This is a genomic window from Brevundimonas sp. 374 (genome assembly GCF_900102995.1).
Lineage (GTDB): Bacteria > Pseudomonadota > Alphaproteobacteria > Caulobacterales > Caulobacteraceae > Brevundimonas > Brevundimonas vesicularis_C.
In genome coordinates, this window is record NZ_FNKT01000004.1 from 111,382 (window position 1) to 129,285 (window position 17,904).

The 17,904-nt window shown below is 68.0% G+C and carries 15 protein-coding genes and 1 pseudogene; 6 read left to right on the forward strand and 10 right to left on the reverse strand.

From position 1 onward, the window contains the following. Positions 1–72: 72 nt before the first annotated feature. Positions 73–1,050 (reverse strand): complex I NDUFA9 subunit family protein, encoded by a 978-nt coding sequence (locus tag BLR19_RS11860; protein WP_091751249.1) that lies wholly within the window; start codon positions 1,048–1,050, stop codon positions 73–75. 115 nt (positions 1,051–1,165) lie between these two features. Between BLR19_RS11860 and BLR19_RS11865 the strand changes: the two genes are divergently transcribed. After that, a complete protein-coding gene (locus BLR19_RS11865; protein ID WP_055808816.1) occupies positions 1,166–1,597 on the forward strand; it encodes a DUF488 domain-containing protein in 432 nt (143 codons plus the stop codon). Positions 1,598–1,599: 2 nt separating this feature from the next. On the opposite strand, the gene BLR19_RS11870 is transcribed toward BLR19_RS11865, so the two are convergent. After that, entirely contained in the window at positions 1,600–3,552 is a 1,953-nt protein-coding gene (locus BLR19_RS11870) for a M1 family metallopeptidase (protein WP_091751370.1), read from the reverse strand. A gap of 62 nt (positions 3,553–3,614) precedes the next feature. Then, positions 3,615–4,865 (reverse strand): multidrug effflux MFS transporter, encoded by a 1,251-nt coding sequence (locus BLR19_RS11875; protein ID WP_091751252.1) that lies wholly within the window; start codon positions 4,863–4,865, stop codon positions 3,615–3,617. Between the two features lie 128 nt (positions 4,866–4,993). On the opposite strand from BLR19_RS11875, the gene BLR19_RS11880 reads away from it, so the two are divergent. Continuing rightward, complete coding sequence (locus BLR19_RS11880) at positions 4,994–6,439, forward strand: AMP nucleosidase (protein WP_091751255.1); 1,446 nt, start codon at positions 4,994–4,996, stop codon at positions 6,437–6,439. A gap of 162 nt (positions 6,440–6,601) precedes the next feature. Here the strand turns inward: BLR19_RS11880 and BLR19_RS11885 are convergent, their stop codons facing one another. After that, positions 6,602–7,453 carry a metallophosphoesterase family protein gene (locus BLR19_RS11885; RefSeq protein WP_091751258.1) on the reverse strand — a complete coding sequence of 284 codons (852 nt, stop codon included), beginning with the start codon at positions 7,451–7,453 and terminating at the stop codon, positions 6,602–6,604. Beyond that, the gene (locus tag BLR19_RS11890) at positions 7,453–8,388 is read right to left on the reverse strand and encodes a diacylglycerol/lipid kinase family protein (protein ID WP_091751261.1); all 936 of its coding nucleotides are present in this window, start codon (positions 8,386–8,388) and stop codon (positions 7,453–7,455) included. Before BLR19_RS11890 ends, BLR19_RS11885 begins: the two co-directional genes overlap by 1 nt. A gap of 142 nt (positions 8,389–8,530) precedes the next feature. Between BLR19_RS11890 and BLR19_RS11895 the strand changes: the two genes are divergently transcribed. The 3 genes from BLR19_RS11895 to BLR19_RS11905 all read left to right on the forward strand — a co-directional run bounded on the left by BLR19_RS11895 (position 8,531) and on the right by BLR19_RS11905 (position 11,689). Beyond that, complete coding sequence (locus tag BLR19_RS11895; protein ID WP_055754593.1) at positions 8,531–8,881, forward strand: YMGG-like glycine zipper-containing protein; 351 nt, start codon at positions 8,531–8,533, stop codon at positions 8,879–8,881. Between the two features lie 119 nt (positions 8,882–9,000). Next, on the forward strand, positions 9,001–9,441 hold the full coding sequence (locus tag BLR19_RS11900; RefSeq protein ID WP_045809491.1) for an OmpA family protein: 441 nt from the start codon (positions 9,001–9,003) through the stop codon (positions 9,439–9,441). An 85-nt stretch (positions 9,442–9,526) separates the two neighbouring features. After that, the gene (locus tag BLR19_RS11905) at positions 9,527–11,689 is read left to right on the forward strand and encodes a protein-disulfide reductase DsbD family protein (RefSeq protein WP_255366636.1); all 2,163 of its coding nucleotides are present in this window, start codon (positions 9,527–9,529) and stop codon (positions 11,687–11,689) included. 3 nt (positions 11,690–11,692) lie between these two features. Here the strand turns inward: BLR19_RS11905 and BLR19_RS11910 are convergent, their stop codons facing one another. From BLR19_RS11910 to mutM, 4 genes are read right to left on the reverse strand one after another with little or no spacing between them, the layout of a single operon-like run. Beyond that, positions 11,693–12,580: an alpha/beta fold hydrolase gene (locus tag BLR19_RS11910; protein ID WP_255366637.1), complete on the reverse strand. Its 888-nt coding sequence runs from the start codon at positions 12,578–12,580 to the stop codon at positions 11,693–11,695. Positions 12,581–12,631: 51 nt separating this feature from the next. Continuing rightward, positions 12,632–13,420: an enoyl-CoA hydratase-related protein gene (locus tag BLR19_RS11915; protein WP_066625251.1), complete on the reverse strand. Its 789-nt coding sequence runs from the start codon at positions 13,418–13,420 to the stop codon at positions 12,632–12,634. A 59-nt stretch (positions 13,421–13,479) separates the two neighbouring features. Further along, positions 13,480–13,923 carry a hypothetical protein gene (locus tag BLR19_RS11920; RefSeq protein ID WP_091751270.1) on the reverse strand — a complete coding sequence of 148 codons (444 nt, stop codon included), beginning with the start codon at positions 13,921–13,923 and terminating at the stop codon, positions 13,480–13,482. Between the two features lie 18 nt (positions 13,924–13,941). Further along, positions 13,942–14,805 carry a bifunctional DNA-formamidopyrimidine glycosylase/DNA-(apurinic or apyrimidinic site) lyase gene (gene mutM / locus BLR19_RS11925; protein WP_091751274.1) on the reverse strand — a complete coding sequence of 288 codons (864 nt, stop codon included), beginning with the start codon at positions 14,803–14,805 and terminating at the stop codon, positions 13,942–13,944. A gap of 121 nt (positions 14,806–14,926) precedes the next feature. Here mutM and BLR19_RS11930 point away from each other — a divergent pair. Further along, a pseudogene (locus BLR19_RS11930) lies at positions 14,927–16,978 on the forward strand (OPT family oligopeptide transporter). Positions 16,979–17,031: 53 nt separating this feature from the next. Here BLR19_RS11930 and ubiG read toward each other — a convergent pair. Continuing rightward, on the reverse strand, positions 17,032–17,853 hold the full coding sequence (ubiG, locus tag BLR19_RS11935) for a bifunctional 2-polyprenyl-6-hydroxyphenol methylase/3-demethylubiquinol 3-O-methyltransferase UbiG (RefSeq protein WP_091751277.1): 822 nt from the start codon (positions 17,851–17,853) through the stop codon (positions 17,032–17,034). Positions 17,854–17,904 lie beyond the last annotated feature (51 nt).

The window sequence follows — 17,904 nt, forward strand, 5'->3', positions numbered from 1 at the left end:
CACTCTTTGTTCCCAAACAGAAGACGCCGCCGGCCGCGAAGGCGACCGGCGGCGGCGTCATAGGGGGAGGGTTTAGTGGGCGGGCGCTTCGGCGAACTGGCCGCCGACGCGGTAGCGCCATAGATAGGACGGGGCGATCGCCGCCATGCCGGCCGGATGGTCGATGCCCAGATCGCTGAGGCCAAGCGCATCGGCGGCGACCACATTGTCATTCTCCAGCATCAGCACCTGATCGCGCGTCAGCGGCGGGGTCAGGCCGACGAACCGGCTCAGTTGCAGCAGCGAACCCAAGGGCTTAGCGACGATGATGGGCACCGAAACCAGCATCCGGTCGCGGCCCGTCTCACGACGCACCAGCTCCAGCACCTCGCGGAAGGTATAGAGGCTCGGCCCGCCCAGTTCATAGGTGCGGCCGGCGGCGTCCGCGCGGGTCACGCCGCGCGCGATGGCCTCGGCGACATCGCCGACATAGACCGGCTGGAACCGGGTCTCGCCGCCGCCGATCAAAGGCAGGGCCGGCGCCATCGTCGCCATGGCGGCGAAGCGGTTCAGGAAGCTGTCGCCCGCGCCGAACACCAGCGACGGACGCAGGATCACCGCATCCGGATAGACGGCGCGCACGGCCGCCTCGGCCTGGGCCTTGGTGCGACCATAGGCCGAAGGGCTGGCGGCGTCGGCGCCGATGGCCGAGATTTGCACCAGGCGCTCAACGCCCGCCGCCTTGGCGGCCTCGGCGATGGTCTTGGCCGCCTCGGTATGGACGGCGTCGAAGCCGCGCTTGCCGCCTGCGTCATGCAGGACGCCGACCAGATTGACGACAGCGTCCGCGCCGCGCACGGCCTGCGCCACATCCGCCGGGTTGGTGATGTCGCAGCGCATGAACTGGATCTGGCCGGGATCGCCCAGCGGCTGGATTTCGATCGCCAGGACCGGGTTGCGCACGGCGACCCGAATGCGCCAGCCGCGACGCGCCAAGGCGCGCACCGCCTGCGACCCGATAAAGCCCGAACCTCCGAAGAGGGTCACGACGCCGGGGGCGAGGTCAGCCATGGGGAAAGCTCCAGTCGAAATCCGTTTCGGCGGGATAGACGATAGGGCGCCGCACCGCAACGCGGGCCTTCACGGTCACGCTGGCGTTCGACGTGCGGCCGCCCATCTGAAGCGGATGAAGCTTTTCACCATTGGCTACGAGGGCGCGACCCAGGCCGACGTCATCGCGCGGCTGAAGACGGCCGGTGTGCAGACCCTGGTCGATGTCCGCGCGGTCGCCGCGTCCCGCCGCGCCGGCTTTTCCAAGACGATCCTGGGCGAGAGCCTGAAGGCCGAAGGGATCGACTATGTCCACCTGCGCGGGCTGGGCACGCCCAAGGCGGGACGTGACGCGGCGCGCAAGGGCCGTGTCGACGAGATGCGCGCCATCTTCGCCGATCACCTGGCCGAGCCCCAGGCGCAGATCGAGTACGAGCGACTGAAGGCGCTGGCGGCCGACAAACCCGTCGCCCTGCTGTGCTTCGAGGCCGATCACGCCGGCTGCCACCGCGCCGTCCTGGCGGAACGGCTGTCGGCGGAAACCGGCGTGGCGGTCGTGGACCTCTAGCCTTACGGCCGTCCGACCAGCTGATCGACCGAACCGCTGGTGACCGGATGATAGAGCGGCCGCGCCCCGGCGTAGATGCGCCGCGCATTACCCCGACCCCAGTCGCCCTCGTTCCACAGGGTCTGGAACAAAGGCAGGACGAACTTGCGACGGCCCTGGCTGGTCAGGAACTTCTCGGCCGTGGCGACCGACGGCTGATAGCGATGGGCCAGGGCGATCTGTAGCCAGGCGAAGGTCAGTTCGGCGTTGCCTTCGTTCGCCAGGTTCAGCGTGCGCTCCAGATCGGCCAACTGCGCGTCCGTCAGCCAGTCGGCGCCTGTCCGCAGACCCTCGGGACGCCAGCCCAGGAAACGCTGGCGCTGCTGGGTGTTCCAGTCCGCCCACGGAATGGCCGAGGCCGGTCCCTTGTACTTGAAGAAGGCGACGGCGGCCGCGTCCACCGGCTCGAAGGCGTGGGACACCGGCGCCACGGCGTTGGACGGCAGGCCGGGCTGATAGACCCAGGCGTCCATCTGCAGCTGGCTTTCCAGCGCCGCGTCGCCCTTGATCAGGTTGTCGCGGATGTCTTGCAGGAACATGGCCGTGGTCATCGGACGATAGGCGTTGCGGTCGAAATAGCCGCGGAGCCACGCGTCGAACCGATCCCGTCCGACGGTGCGTTCGATGGTCCGCAGGAACAGGGCGCCCTTCTCGTAGGCGATGTCGTTCATGCCGTCGTCGGGATCGCGGCCCTTCAGGTCCAGATGCAGGCGGGTGTCCGCCGCCGGCAGGGACTTCAGCGTGTCTTGAAGACTGTCCCAGCCCAGCACCTGCTCCTGCATGGCGCGGTCATGGCCATAGACCGACTCCATGATCCGGTTCTCGAAATAGACGGTGAAGCCCTCGTTCAGCCAGAAGTCGTTCCAGGTCGCATTGGTGACCAGATTGCCCGACCAGGAGTGCGCCAGTTCGTGCGCGACCAGCGACACCAGCGAGCGATCGCCGGCGATGATGGTCGGGGTGGCGAAGGTCAGCTTCGGGTTCTCCATCCCGCCGAACGGGAAGGACGGCGGCAGGACCAAGAGGTCGTAGCGGCCCCAGCGATAGGGGCCGTACAGCTTCTCGGCCGCCGTCACCATCTGGGCGGTCGGCTCCAGCTCCCACTGGGCGGCCCGCAGGCGGCTGGGCTCGGTCCAGACCCCGGTGCGGCCGTCGAACGGTGCAAAGGCGATGTCGCCGACGCCCAGCGCGATCAGATAGGGCGGGATCGGATTGTCCATCCGGAAGCGCCAGGTCTTCATCCCGTTTGCGGCTCGCTCGCCGTTGGGCGTCAGGTGGTCGGCGCTCATGACCACCGTCAGGTCTTCGGGCGCGGTGATGCGGGCCGAATAGGTCTGGCGGATGCCCGGGCTGTCCTGGGTCGGCACCCAGGTGCGGGTCAGAATCGCCTGGCCCTGGCTGAACAGATAGGGCTTCTGTCCACCGGCCGTCTGGCTGGCGTTCAGCCATTGCAGCGCCGCCGCGTTGGGGCGGGTCGAGTAGCGGATGGTGATCTTGCGTCGCTCATTGGCGGCGAAGGCCGGGAAATAGACCGTCAGCGGCTGGCCCAGAACGGCGTCATTGTCGCCGACGACATAGCGCAGCGGCTGACCCGCCGCGTCGCGCACGTCCTGAATGTCCAGGTCGCGGATATCCAGCACGATCTCGTTGGCGCCCGGGATCGCCAGGATGTCCAGGGTCGCCGTGCCCGCCAGGGTCTTGGCGTTGAAGTCGGCGGTCAGATCCAAGGCGACATCGACGACGCGGGCGATCTCGGGACGGGCGTGGGTGTGGACGTCCACCGCTTCGGGACCGGGCGCCGGGGCGATGGCGGGCGGGGTCATGGCCGACCCTCCCGTCGTGGTGGAGCAGGCGCTCAGACCCATGGCGGCGGCCAGGGCGAGGGCGGAGACGAGACCGAGCGCTTTCAGCGTCATCGAGGTTTTCCTGGGCTGATCTTGACGATTGGCCCGGAGAACGCGCGGAAACGCGAAAAAGATCAAGCCTTGGCGGCGACCGGCGCGTGATGGGCCCGGAACAGCCGTCCTCGCTCGGCGAACAGCACCCAGCCCAGGGCGATCAAACCAAAGACGGTGAAGCCGACCGACATCGGAATGGTCGTGCCATTGAACTGTTGGCCCACCGCAAAGCCCAGCAGCGAGCCGACGATGGTGGAGATGAAGCCCTGGATCGAGGCCGCCGTGCCCGCGATCTTGCCCATCGTCTCCATGGCCATGGATCCGAAATTGCCCGCGATCAGGCCAAAACAGAACATGGTCAGTGTCTGCAGCACCGCAAAGGTCCAGATCGATTCATGACCGCTGATCGCCACCACCGCATGGATGGCGGCGATGCTGGTGAAGCCGATCAGAGCGGTGTGCGAAATCTTGCGCGAACCCAGCTTGACCACCAGCCGCGCATTGACGATCGAGGCCACGGCGATGCCGCCCGCGATCAGAGCGAACACCGCCGGAAACGCCGCCTCGGCGTGAAAGACGTCGGCGAAAATCTGCTGCGACGAGTTGATGAAGCCGAACAGGGCCCCGGTGATCGCCGTCATGGCCAGGGTGTAGCCGACGGCCGTACGATCGGTCAGGGCGATCTTGTAGGCCGCGGTCAGCCGCTTGACCTGGATCGGCAGCCGATCCTCGGGCTTCAGCGTCTCGGGCAGACGTAAAGACGCCCAGACGATCAGGCCAACGCCGATCAGGCCCAGCCCCGCGAAGATCCAGCGCCACGGCCCCACCAGCATGATCAGTTGTCCCAGCGAAGGCGCCAGGATCGGCACGCCCAGGAAGACCAGGAAGCTGAACGACATGACCCGCGCCATGGTGCGCCCCTCGTACCGATCGCGCACGATGGAGACGGCCAGCACGCGGGTGCAGGCGCTGCCCAGACCCTGGCCGACGCGAGCCATGATCAGCGTCTCGAAGGTCGGCGCCAGGGTCGCCAGCAGGCTGAACAGCACATAGACGCCGACGCCGAACAGCAGGACGGGCTTTCGGCCGAACCTGTCCGCCAACGGGCCATAGAACAGTTGCGCCCCGCCGAAGCCCAGCAGATAGGCCGTCACCACCCATTGCCGGTCGTTGTCGGTCGCCACGTTCAGGTCGGCGCCGATGTGCGGCAGGGCCGGCAGCATGGAATCGATCGCCAGCGCATTCAGCGCCATCATCAGGGCGATGAGGCAGACGAACTCGACGAAGCCGAGCTCCTTCTTGGCGGGCGCTGACGCAAGGGAAGAAGACATCCGGGCCAGATGCGCCGTCACGCCCCGATCCGCAACCGCACGCCCGTCATAAATTGCTGCAATGCAGCGAAATCGGGTTTGAACGGGCAGCGCCTCGCCAAAGCCGCGAAGCTTCGCTAGAGGAAGTCATGACAGAACAGATGACAGCACAGGCGGCGCTGGACCGCCTCGAAACCCTCTACACCCAATCCGTGACCAACCTGCGCGACGCCGTGCGGGATTTCGTCAATACCGGCGCGCGGCCCGATGCGGTCAAACGCGCCGAAGGGGTGTTCGCCTATCCCGAACTTCGCATCCGTTGGGACGGGGATCGCCCCCAGGACCTGGAGCCGCGCGCCTACGCCCGGCTGTCGAGACAGGGCAGCTATTCGACCACGATCACGCGGCCGGACCTTTTCCGCCCCTATCTGACCGAACAGCTGGGCCTGCTGGAGCAGGAATATAACGCGACCTTCGAGGTCGGCCTGTCCCGCCAGGAGATCCCCTTCCCCTATGTGACCGACGGGCTGGAGGTCGCGCTGGACCGGTCGATGACGGCGGCTCTTGCGCGCTGGTTCCCCACTACGGACCTGGCCCATATCGGCGACGAGATCGCCGACGGCCTGTTCGAAATGGGCGGCGACTTCCCCCTGTCGCACTTCGACGGCCTGCGGACCGACTTCTCGCTGGCGCGGCTGAAACACTACACCGGCACGCCGGTGGACGACGTTCAGTCCTATGTCCTGTTCACCAACTACAATCGCTATGTCGATGAGTTCGTGCGTTGGGCCATCGAGCAGCTTCGGACGCCCGGCTCGCCGTATCGGACCCTGTCCTGCGCCGGCGGCGTGGTGATCACGCGTGACACGCCCAACCCCGAGGCGGCGATCAGCGACACGGCCTGGAAGAAGCACCAGATGCCGGCCTATCACCTGACCGCGCCGGGCCATAAGGGCGTGACCCTGGTCAACATCGGCGTCGGCCCGTCCAACGCCAAGACGATCACGGATCACTTGGCGGTCACTCGTCCGCATGTCTGGCTGATGATCGGCCACTGCGGGGGCCTGCGCGCCAGCCAGACCATCGGCGACTATGTGCTGGCCCACGCCTATCTGCGCGACGATCACGTGCTGGACGCGGTGCTGCCGCCCGACATTCCGATCCCCTCGATCGCCGAGGTTCAGCGCGCGCTCTATGACGCCACAAAGTCGGTCAGCGGCATGCCGGGCGACGAGGTCAAACTTCGCCTGCGCACCGGCACCGTCGTGACCACCGACGACCGGAACTGGGAGCTGCGCTATTCCAAGTCGGCCCTGCGCTTCAACCAGTCCAGAGCCGTCGCCATCGACATGGAAAGCGCCACCATCGCGGCCCAGGGCTATCGCTTCCGCGTCCCCTACGGGACGCTGCTTTGCGTGTCGGACAAGCCGCTGCACGGCGAGATCAAACTGCCGGGTCAGGCCAACCGCTTCTACGAAGGCTCGATCTCCGAACACCTGCAGATCGGCATCCAGGCGGTCGATCTGATGCGCAGCGAAGGCTCCAAGCTGCACTCGCGCAAACTGCGCGCCTTCGACGAGCCGCCGTTCCGGTAGGGGAGAAAGTCTCCTCCCCACTTGTGGGGAGGGGGACCGCGTAGCGGTGCAGGGGTTGTTGAAATCCCACCAGCGCCTATAGCGCGGCAAAAACCCCTCCGTCTCTCCGCTACTCTTCGAGCCACCTCCCCGCTTCGCAGGGAGGGGACGGATCTGAAATCTTCAGACCGCCGCCTTCTCCAAGGCGCCCGGCTCGACCGGGCTGGGCGCGGTGGTCGCCTTGCGGGTATCCTGACGGCGCGGCAGTCGCCACACCTGGTGCGAGCGATAGCTGGTTCCATCCCAGGCCAGGGCCGTCACCGTTATGGTCTTGGCGTCCCAGTCGATCTGATTGAAGCCGGGCGGCGCGCCGCGCTCGCGGTGCGACAGCGTCCCGCAGCCGACGGCGTAGGAGCAACGATCCGCCAGCGGGATCGGCATGGCGAACGGCACATGGACGTGGCCGGTCATGATCAGATCGACGCCTGCCTCGGCGAAGATCAGGGCCGCCTCGTCGCCGCGCTTGACGTCCCCGGTCATCGGCGTGCCGACCATCTCGATCAGCGGATGGTGGCAGGCCAGGATCCGCAGCGCGCCGATCGGCGCCTGACGCAGGGCCTCGGCCGCACGCCGCGTCTGGTCCAGATCGATGACGCCCTTCGACCAGTTGGGCCGCGCCTGCCAGCCGCGCGCGGTGACGACGCCGCGCACCATGATTGCATCGCTGCAGAACTGCCCGTCGTGGGCCGGAAAGCCGGTCGCCGTCTCGAACGCGCGCCAAGGATGGAAAACCCGCGCAATGGCGTCCCAGTAGGGCACGTCATGATTGCCGACGATGACGAAGCGTGGCTCTGGCATGGCCCGCATCCATTCCCCCGCGGCCGTGAACTCGTCGGGGAACCCCTTCTGGGTGATGTCGCCGGTGATCAGCACCAGATCGTTCGGCGTGGCGTGGGCGTAGTCCAGAGCCGCGGCGCAGGCGCGTTTGTGCTCGCAGCCGAAATGGACGTCGGAGAACTGAAGAACGCGTCCCACTAGATGCTGTCCTCGGCTGAGGGCGGTTTGGGCGCTAGCGCCTTGAAGGCCTTGGGCACGAAACGGATTACGGCCTCGGGCTTGAGCAGCAGCGGCTCGCCGTCGATCACGGCCGGAATTTTCGAGCGGGCGCGCACCTCGATCCGTTTCGCCGGGCGGGTCGAGACGGCCGGATCCTGGCGCCAATCGCTGAACAAGGCCGTCGCAGCCAGGCGGAAGGCCTGGGTCGTGTCGCTGGGGTCCATGGCGGCGGCTTCCAGTCCAATGGGATCCTCCATCGCCTTGGAGATCATCGGGCTAATCAGCACTAGCGCCTCGGTGCGGCGTTTCTCGCCGCCATCGAGAGTGAAGCGCAGACGGCCGGAGAAGGCGCGTTTCAGGGCGCGACGACCATATTGCCAGGCCAGCTTGATCTTGCCGGTCCGCATCGCCTCGCGCGCCGGGGCCCACAGCGCCGGCGATCCCAGAATGGCGGCGCAATAGAAGTATTCGCCCTGAACCTCGCCGCCCGATACGGCCTGAGGCTCGCCCTCCTCCAGCGCTCGCTTCAGCGCCAGCTTCCAGTCCGCGGTGCCATAAAGCGCCTTGGGCAACATGTTCATCGTACCGCCGGGCAGGGGCGCGATCATCGGACCGTCAGGCTTGGCCTTCGACGCCACCGAGCGCGCCGTGCCGTCGCCGGCCAGAACGAAGATCACGTCCGGCTTGGCGGCGAAGGCGTCGGCGATGATCTGGTCGAAGTTGCCCCCTTCAAACGACACGACCTCGGCCTTGAGGTCATACTGCGCCAACAGGGCTTCGGCCTCGCCGGCGGCGCGTGGCCCCACGCTTCCGGACAGCGGATTGACCAGCATCACGGCGTGCCGGATCTGGGCATGGGGCGTCAACGCAGTTTTGTCGTCTGCATCGAAGGGGGGGTGGGCGACATCGGTCATGGCGGCCGAACGCCCCGCAGGCGCCGTCGTTCCGCCCAAGCGTCACCATAGTTGCGGATGCAGTCTGCCGACGCGGAACCTATGCCGCGAGGACACGTTTGCTGCCCACAGGGGCCAACACCCAGGGACAAAGGAATTCATCATGAAAAAGGCGATTATCGCGATTGCCGGCGCCGGCCTGCTGGCTTCGGCCTGCGCCAGCGACCCGTATGGCTATAACAACGGTTCGAACGAAACCGTCCGCCAAGGCGCCATCGGCGCCGGCCTGGGCGCCGTCGCCGGCGCCATCATCGGCAACAACGTCGGCGGCGGCAACGCTGCGACCGGCGCCCTGATCGGCGGCGCCCTGGGCGGCACGGCCGGCGCCATCCGCGGCTCCAACCAAGACCGCAACAACCAGCAGCGCTACCGCGACAATCAAGGCCGCTACTACTACTGCTACGATAATCGCCAGGACGAGTGCTACTGGGACAACGGTCAGCGTCGTTATTGATCAGTGATCAAATGCCGGTCGCGAAGGTCCGCGACCGGCGTTAGGTTGAAGAGGCGGCTTGTCGGACGACGGGCCGCCTCTTTTGCGTAATGGGCCGGCCGAGCCGGAGGAGGGCTGAGATGAAGCGATCGATGGGTCTGGCTGTGGCGGCCGTGGGTGTGCTGGCGGCGTGCGCGCCGATGCCCAAGCGCGAGGCGCTGGTGGTGGGCGAGTCGCTGTGTGCGCCTGGGCGTTTCGATATCTACTTCCTGGAGAATCAGGCGCGGCTGACCGAGCCGGCGGCGATGGTGCTGAAGGCGGCGGCGAGCAAGGCGAAGGATTGCGACGTGCGCAAGGTGCGCGTGGTTGGCCTGGCCGACGCCACGGGAACGCCCGAAGCCAATCTGAACCTGTCGCAGCGGCGCGCCCGGACAGTGGTCGAGGCGCTGACCCAGGCGGGCATGCCGGCGCCGATCTTCGAGCTGAACGCCGCAGGCGATGCGGGCGCCACAACGGCAGCCGGCAATGACGAACCGCTGCGTCGCCGCGCGGAAGTGATCTACGAGGCCTATCCACGCTGATCGACGCGGGGGCGGGCGCAGCGATGGCGCGGGGACGCGTGACGCATTAGGTTGCGGCGCTCCCCTCGCCTGCCGGAACACGCGTTTGCGCCTCTTCGCTCTTCTCCTCGGCCTTCTGTTTAGTTTGACGGGCGTTTCGGCGACCGTCGCCCAGCCGGTGCAGAGCCAGCCCACGGGCGTCGTCGCCTTCGGACCGCAGCGGACCGAGCGGATCGAGGCCGAACTGGTCCCGATGTCGCAATGGGTCGCGCCCGGTTCGACGACCGTGGTGGCGGTGCGCCAGAAGATCGCGCCCGGCTGGCACACCTATTGGCGCAATCCCGGCGACAGCGGCGGCGCGACCAGCCTGATCTGGACCCTGCCCGCCGGGGTAACCGCCGATCCGATCCTGTGGCCCCTGCCCAGCCGCCAGCGGCTGATGAGCCTGATGAACTATGGCTATTCGGGCGCGGTGCTCTTGCCCGTGCCGATCCATGTGCCGCCCACGGCGCGGCCGGGCGAAGTGCTGACCCTGACGACGGACGTGCTGTTCCTGGTGTGCAGCGATCAGATGTGCGTGCCCGAGCCGATGACCCTGTCGCTGGCCCTGCCGGTGCGCGAGGGCGCAGCGCCTCTGGCCAAACCCTGGGGCGAGGAGATCGAGCGGCTGGTCGAAACCGCGCCGCGCCCGGCCGGGATCGAGGCGCGTGTCACGCGTCAGGGCGGCCAGCTGATCCTGACAGCGACCGGCGGGCCGCTGATTGGGGCCCATATCGGTCAGGTCTATTTCTATCCTTTCGACGGCGGGCGGATCGACCATGCGGCCGCCCAGTCGGGTCAGCGGGGGCCCAATGGCCTGACCCTGACGCTGACGGCCGGCAAGGATGCCACGCTGACGGCGCTGAGCGGGGTCTTGGCGACCGACAAGGGCGCGTGGGAGATCACGGCGGAGCCGGGCGCGCCTCTGGCAGCCGCCCAAGGCGGCGCGGCGCTGAAACCGCTGGACGAAACCACGGCCGCGCCGGCGAAGACCGGCGCTTTGGTCTTCCTTCAGGCCCTGGGCCTGGCGCTGCTGGGCGGGCTGGTGCTGAACCTGATGCCGTGCGTCTTCCCGGTTCTGGCGATGAAGGCGGCGTCGCTGTCGGCGGCGGCGCATGATCCGGCGCGGGCGCGGCGCGACGGCTTGGCCTTCACCGCCGGGGTGCTGGTCAGCTTCCTGGTTCTGGCCGGTGTTCTGCTGGCGCTCAGGGCGGCGGGTCAGGCGATCGGCTGGGGCTTCCAGCTTCAGTCGCCGGGCGTGGTCGCGTCCCTGGCCCTGGTCATGCTGCTGGTCGGGTTGAATCTGTCGGGCGTCTTCCATGTCGGCGCCGGATTGCAGAACGCGGGGTCCGGCCCCCTGTCGCGCCTGCCCGGCTCGGCGGGCGCCTTCTTCACCGGCGTTCTGGCCGTGGTCGTTGCGGCGCCCTGCACCGCGCCCTTCATGGCCGCAGCGCTCGGGGCGGCCCTGGTCCTGTCCTGGCCGATGGCGCTGGCCGTGTTCTTTATGCTGGGGCTGGGTCTGGCCCTACCCTATCTGGCGATCAGCCTGTCGCCCGGCCTGCTGTCGCGCTTGCCGCGACCGGGCGTCTGGATGGAGCGGCTGAAGGGTCTGCTGGCCTTTCCCATGTATGGGGCGGCGCTGTGGCTGCTGTGGGTGTTCACGCGACAGAGCGGCGTCGACGCCTTGGGCCTGCTGCTGACGGCGGCGCTGCTGCTGGCCCTGGCGGCCTGGTTGACAGGCCTGGCGCAAGCGGCGCGCCAGCGTGATGAACGACCGATCCTGACCACGATCTGCGCGGTCGTCGTCGGCGTTCTGGCGCTGGGCCTGGCAGGCGTTGCGGCCGGCGCAGCGCGGGATGCGGACGCCGCGCCGCAAGGCGACATCGGCCCGCTGGCGGCCCAGCCCTGGTCGGCGGCGGCGGTGAAGGCTGCGACCGCGTCGGGACGCCCCGTGCTGGTCAATCTGACCGCCGACTGGTGCGTGACGTGCAAGATCAACGAACGCGCGGCCCTGTCTTCGCCGCGTGTCGCCAAGGCGATGCGCGAAGCGAACGCCGCCTATTTGGTCGGCGACTGGACCCGGCGCGACGACGCCATCACGCGTGAGCTTCAGGCGCACGGGCGATCGGGCGTGCCACTGTATCTGCTGTATCGCCCGGGTCGGGCCGAGCCGAAAATCCTGCCGCAGCTGCTGACCGAGGGCGTGGTCGTGGATGCGCTGAAGGATTGAGCGTCAGCTCAGGAACCGCTGCACCGCCGCCAGAAACCGCTGCGGCTGTTCGATCATCACCTGATGCTCGGCGCCTTCGATCCGCTCGAACCTGGCCGTGCGCGCCAGGCCTTGAAATCCGTAGCGATACAGGCCCTCCAACCGGTTGCGGGGCGCGTCGGGATCGCGGGTCCAGCCATAGACGACAGTGACCGGAGCGGTGATCTGCGACAGGCGGGGGCGCAGATCGACGGTCAGGGCCTCATACAGACCCTGAGCCAGGACGCGCCGGTCGCCGCCTTGAAGCCCCAGCCCCTGGAACACCATGTCGCCGGCCAGACCCATGTCCACGCCGAAGGCCGCGACCTGGGACTTCAGCGCCTGATCGCCGAACAGGAGCAGGGCCTGATAGCCCAGCCGGGCCAGGGGCTCGACCTGATCCGATGTGGTGCGGGCGTCGATCAGGGACGGGAAGAAGGGCGAGGAATCGACCACCATGACGCGCCCGATGCGGTCGCCCATGTCGGCGGCGACGCGCAGGGCGATCTGGCCGCCCAGCGAATGGCCGATCACGGCGGGACGGTCGATGCGCTGCTCACGGATGTAGCGTTCGATCTCGCTGGCGGCCGGGCCGGCCAGACCGCCGCTGACATTGTCGCCGATTTGCGTCTCGCCGAAGCCGCGCAGGGTGACCAGATGCACCCGGTAGCGGTCATCCAGCCGATCCGCCGTCGATCGCCAGGCCGAGCCGGTGGAGCCCAGGCCGGGGATGAAGATGATGTCTGGCCCCCGCCCGCGCGTCTCGACGATGATGCGACTGGAGCTGAAAGCCGGGGACTGAGATTGCGCCTGGACGGCGATGGGGGCGAGGACGAACAGGGTCGCAAGGAGCGAGGCGAAAAGGCGGATCATCATTCGCCCCTAACGCCCGATCACGGCGATCGGTTGACGCGCGCGTGCGACCTATCGCCCCTTGAACTCGGGTTTGCGCTTTTCGACGAAGGCGGACATGCCCTCCTTCTGGTCCTCGAAGGCGAACAAGGAGTGGAACAGGCGGCGTTCGAACTGGACGCCCTGGGTCAGGGTCGTCTCCAGCGCGGCGTTGACCATCTCCTTGTTGGCCATGATCGCCAGCGGGCTTTGCGAGGCGATCTTGGCGGCGATCTTGCGCGTTTCGTCCAGCAAGCTTTCGTGAGGGAAGACGCGCGAGGCCAGGCCCGACGCCAAAGCTTCGGCTGCATCCATCATCCGCGCGGTCAGAACCATGTCCATGGCCTTGGACTTGCCCACCAGACGGGTCAGGCGCTGGGAGCCGCCGATGCCCGGCGCGACGCCCAGGTTGATCTCGGGCTGGCCGAACTTCGCCTTGTCAGAGGCGACGATGAAGTCGCACAGCATGGCCAGTTCGCAGCCGCCGCCAAGGGCGAAGCCGTTGACCGCGGCGATGATCGGCTTTCTGAACCGGGTGATGCGGTCGTGGCCGAGCGCGAAATAGTTGCCCATGTACATCTGGGCATAGGTCTGGTCCGCCATCTCCTTGATGTCGGCGCCGGCGGCGAAGGCCTTTTCGCCTGAGCCGGTCAGGATCAGGCAGCGCACGCTGTCATCCTGTTCGACGCTGTCGAGGAAGTCGGCCAGATCCTTGAACAGGGCCGCGTTCAGGGCGTTCAGCGCCTCGGGCCGGTTCAGGGTCACCACCGCATAGCCGTCGGCGTGGCGTTCGATCAGCAGGTTGGAATAGGCGTCGGCCATGGTCGGTCTCCTTTGACGGCGGTCATACAGGCGCGAGGCGGGGCCCGCTAGCGCAGCCGCTATCGTCGGGGCATCAGCGCCAGGGTCAGGGCGGCGCGGACCAGTTCGACCACGACCACCATGCCCAGCAGCAAATTGGCGGCGATCACCTGACCCCGCGCGCCGGACAGGTCCAGCGTCCAGCCGAAGACGGACGACAGGGCCAGGATCAGCGCCGAGATCAGAACCAGCCCGACCAGCAGCATCAGGGCGACATGACCCGCCTTCAGCGCCGCCTGGAGCGTCGGCCCCTCGTCCAGCACGCGGGCGCGGCGGCGGAACAGCCGGGCGATCAGGCCGGTGGCGGCGGCCTCGGCGACGGCGACGACGACCAGGGCGGCGACGAACCACCAGATCAGGTCGCCGAGGTCGCCGTCGCGCAGGCCCTGGACGAAGTGGGCGAAATAGGCGCCCCAGACCAGGACGCCGACGATCAGACTGATCCACAGGTGGATTTTGCGCATGGGTCGGATCTCGAAGGCTTATCGCTTCTGGCAGGAGGGGCAGTAGAAGGTGGAGCGGCCGCCCTGGACGATGCGGGCGACGACGCCGGTGCATTTCTCACCCCGACACGGTTCGCCCTCGCGGCCATAGACGTCGAACCGGTGCTGGAAATAACCCTGGCCGCCCTCGGCGTTGGCGAAGTCGCGCAGGGTCGAGCCGCCCGCCGCGATGGCGTCGTTCAGGACGTTGCGGACCTCGGTCGCCAGACGCTCCAGCCGCGCCTTGGACACCGATCCGGCCGCGACCAGGGGCGAGATGCGGGCGCGGTACAGGGCCTCGCAGACATAGATATTGCCCAGGCCGGCGACGATCCGCTGGTCCAGCAGACTGACCTTGATGTTCTGTTTCTTGCCCGCAAAGGCCTCAACCAGATGGGCGCCGGAAAAGCCGTTGCCCAGCGGCTCGGGCCCCAGGCCGGCGAACCAGGGATGGGTTTCGACCTGGTCGCTGGAGATCAGGCCCATGAAGCCGAACCGGCGCGCGTCGGCGTATCCGATGCGGGTCGCCGCCCCACAGCGGAGGGCGCAGCCGCTGAAATGTTCGTGCTTGCCGGCGATGGGCGCAGCCTCCTCGAACTCGCCCAGCAGGGTTCCGTCCAGGGTGAACCGGCCGGTCATGCCCAGATGGGTGATCCAGGTCTCGCCGGTGGACAACGGCATCAGCAGATATTTGGCTCGCCGGTCGATCCGCAGGACCGTCGCCCCCTCCAGCCGTTCGACGAACTGCTCGGGGAAGGGAAATCGCAGGTCGGGTCGGTTGATCCGGACCCGCGACAGCCGCGCGCCTTCCAGAACCGGCGTCAGGCCGCGTCGGACGGTTTCGACCTCGGGAAGTTCGGGCATGGCCCGGTCCTAGCCCGTCCGGGTCGCGGGGCCAAGCGGCGGGGGCGCCCGCATCTGACCGCGACCAGTTGCCGCCTGCGACAGAATGCGCTTACGTCCGCGCAAACGTGGGACCTCGCATATGACAGACGCCGCCGCCGCCCCCAAGGGCCGGCTAGAACTTACGCTCCGCGCCCTGGTGCTGGGCTGCCTGCTGGCGGTGATCTTCACCGCCGCCAACACCTATCTGGGCCTGCTGGTCGGCCTGACCTTCGCCTCGGCCATTCCGGCGGCGGTGATCTCGATGGCGGTGCTGCGGGCGTTCCGCACCTCGACCATCTGGGAGAATATGACCGTCCAGACCGTGGCCTCGGTCGGCGGGGCCATGAGCTCGATCATCTTCGTCCTGCCGGGCCTGGTGATGATCGGCTGGTGGCTGGAGTTTCCGTTCTGGCAGTCGGTGGCGATCTGCATCCTGGGCGGCGTGCTGGGCGTGACCTTCTCGATCCCGCTGCGCCGGGCGCTGGTCGTCAACGGCGGCCTGCCCTACCCCGAAGGCGTCGCCGCCGCCGAGGTGCTGAAGGTCGGCTCGCGCGGGGCCGAACAGACCGAAAGCGCGGTGCGCGAGAACAAGTCGGGCCTGTGGGTCGTGGTCGCCGGCGCCGTGGTGTCGGCCGGTTACGCCTTACTGGTCGCGGGTCGGGTCTTTGCGGGCGAGGCGGCCAAGTTCTTCAAACTGCCGGCCGCGCTGGGCGGCGGGGCGACAGGCATGGGCTTCGGCATGCAGTTCGCCCTGCTGGGCGCCGGTCACCTGATCGGCCTGACGGTCGGTCTGGCGCAGCTGTTCGGACTGGTGCTGGCCTGGGCCATCGCCGTGCCGATCCTGACCAGCCCGGACACCGTCGCCTGGCTGACGGCGCACGGCATTCCGTCGATCGCCTCGACCCTGCCGGCCGGCGTAGGCGCAGAGGAGCTGGCGACCACCGTCTGGGCGCGCGAGGTGCGGTTCATGGGCGCGGGCGTCATCGGCGTCGCAGCCATCTGGACCCTGATCAAACTGGCCGGTCCGCTGATCGGCGGCCTGACCTCGGCGCTGGCCGCCAACGCCAAACGCGCCCACGGCGAAGTGCTTGAGCGCACCGAACAAGATTTGCCCATCAAACTGGTGGGCGGCGTTTCGGTCGCCTGCCTGGTCGGCATCGCCGGCCTCCTGGCCTGGTTCGCCCAGAGCGCCCCGGCCCTGGCGGGATCGACGCCGCTGCTGGTGATCGGCGGCCTGGTCTATGTGGTGTTGATCGGCTTCGCCGTGGCGGCCATCTGCGGCTATATGGCCGGTCTGATCGGTTCGTCGAACAGCCCCGTGTCGGGCGTCGGCATCCTGGCCATCGTGATCGCCTCCCTGTTGATGCTGGGTGTCATGGCCATCGCCGGCGTGCCGGCCGATCCGTCGATCATCGCCTTCGCCCTGATCGTGACGGCGGTGGTCTTCGCCGTCGCCGTCATCGCCAATGACAACCTTCAGGACCTAAAGACCGGCCAGCTGGTCGAGGCCACGCCGTGGCGTCAGCAGGTGGCGCTGATCGTCGGCGTCGGCGCCGGCGCCCTGGTGATCCCCTTCATCCTGAACCTGCTGAACCAGGCCTTCGGCTTCGAAGGCGGCCCGCCCGCCATCGTGGAAGGCGCCAAGACCCTGGCCGCCCCGCAAGCCACCCTGATCTCGGCCCTGGCGCGCGGCGTCATCGGCGGCGACCTGCGCTAGGACCTGATCGGTTTGGGCGCGGCGATCGGCGTGGTCATCATCGTGCTGGACGCGGTCGTGTCGAAGGCGACCAAGGGCAAGGTCAAGCTGCCGCCGCTGGCCGTCGGCATCGGCTTCTATCTGCCGGCTGCGGTCACCACCATGCTGGTCATCGGCGCCGTCGCCGGCTGGATCTACGACAAGGCGGTCTCGTCCACCCGCTACGCCGACGTGGCGCGGCGGATGGGCGTGCTGCTGGCCTCGGGCCTGATCGTGGGTGAAAGCTTGTTCGGCGTCTTCACCGCCGGCGTCATCGTGGCGACCCGGGACGACGCGCCCTTCGCCATGCTGCCCGAGGGCTCGGCCTGGCCGGCCATGCTGGCGGGCATCGTCGGCTTCGCTGTCGCGGTGTTCGGCCTGTACGCCTGGACGCGCAGCCGGGCTTCGAAGGTCTAACGACGAGGTTCGATCAGAAACAAAGGCCGCCCTTCGGGGCGGCCTTTTGCATGTCAGACGGCGCTCCGCGTGGCGACCATCATATAGTTGATGCCCGCATCGTCGGTCTGGCTCCATCGGTCGTGAAGCGGGTCATAGTTGAGGCCATAGGGCCCCTCGACCGTCACCGGCTCGGCGGCCAGCATCGCGCGGATTTCCTCGGGCTTCAGAAACTGGCGCCAGTCGTGTGTGCCGGCCGGAACCCAGCGCAGGATGTATTCCGCCGCCACCTTTCCCAGGGCTAGCGACTTCAGTGTGCGGTTCAGGGTGGCGACCATCATCACCCCGCCCGGCCGGACCAGACGCGAGCAGGCGCGCGCGAAGCCTTCGGGATCGGCGACGTGTTCGATCACCTCCATCGTCAGGACCACGTCGAACAGCCCCGCCCCTTCCGCCTCGATCTGTTCCACCGTGGCGGCGCGATAGGCGATATCCAGGCCGACCATGTCGGCGTGGGCGCGGGCCGTGCCGATGTTCTCGGACGACGCGTCGATGGCGGTGACGTCAAAGCCCATCCGCCGCATCGGCTCGGCGATCAATCCGCCGCCGCATCCCACGTCCAGCAGGGTCAGACCTTCGAAGGGCGCGCGCGCCTTGGGATCGCGGCCCAGCCGCGTGCAAAGCTGGTCGCGGATCAACGCCAGCCGCGCGGGATTGAAGCGGTGCAGCGGCGCGAACGGCCCGTGCGCATCCCACCATTCGGCCGCCTGGGCGGAGAAGCGCGCCACGTCGGCGGGGTCGATCGATGCGCCGAACGCCGTTTCGGACGAATTTTGCGAAAAACCATGCCCCTGTTGGGGTAGGCGAGACGGAGCGGCGCCGTTAGAAGCGGTCATGACGCGAGGGATGAACCTTCGCGCCCTTTCACGCAAGCAGGGGGCGGAACG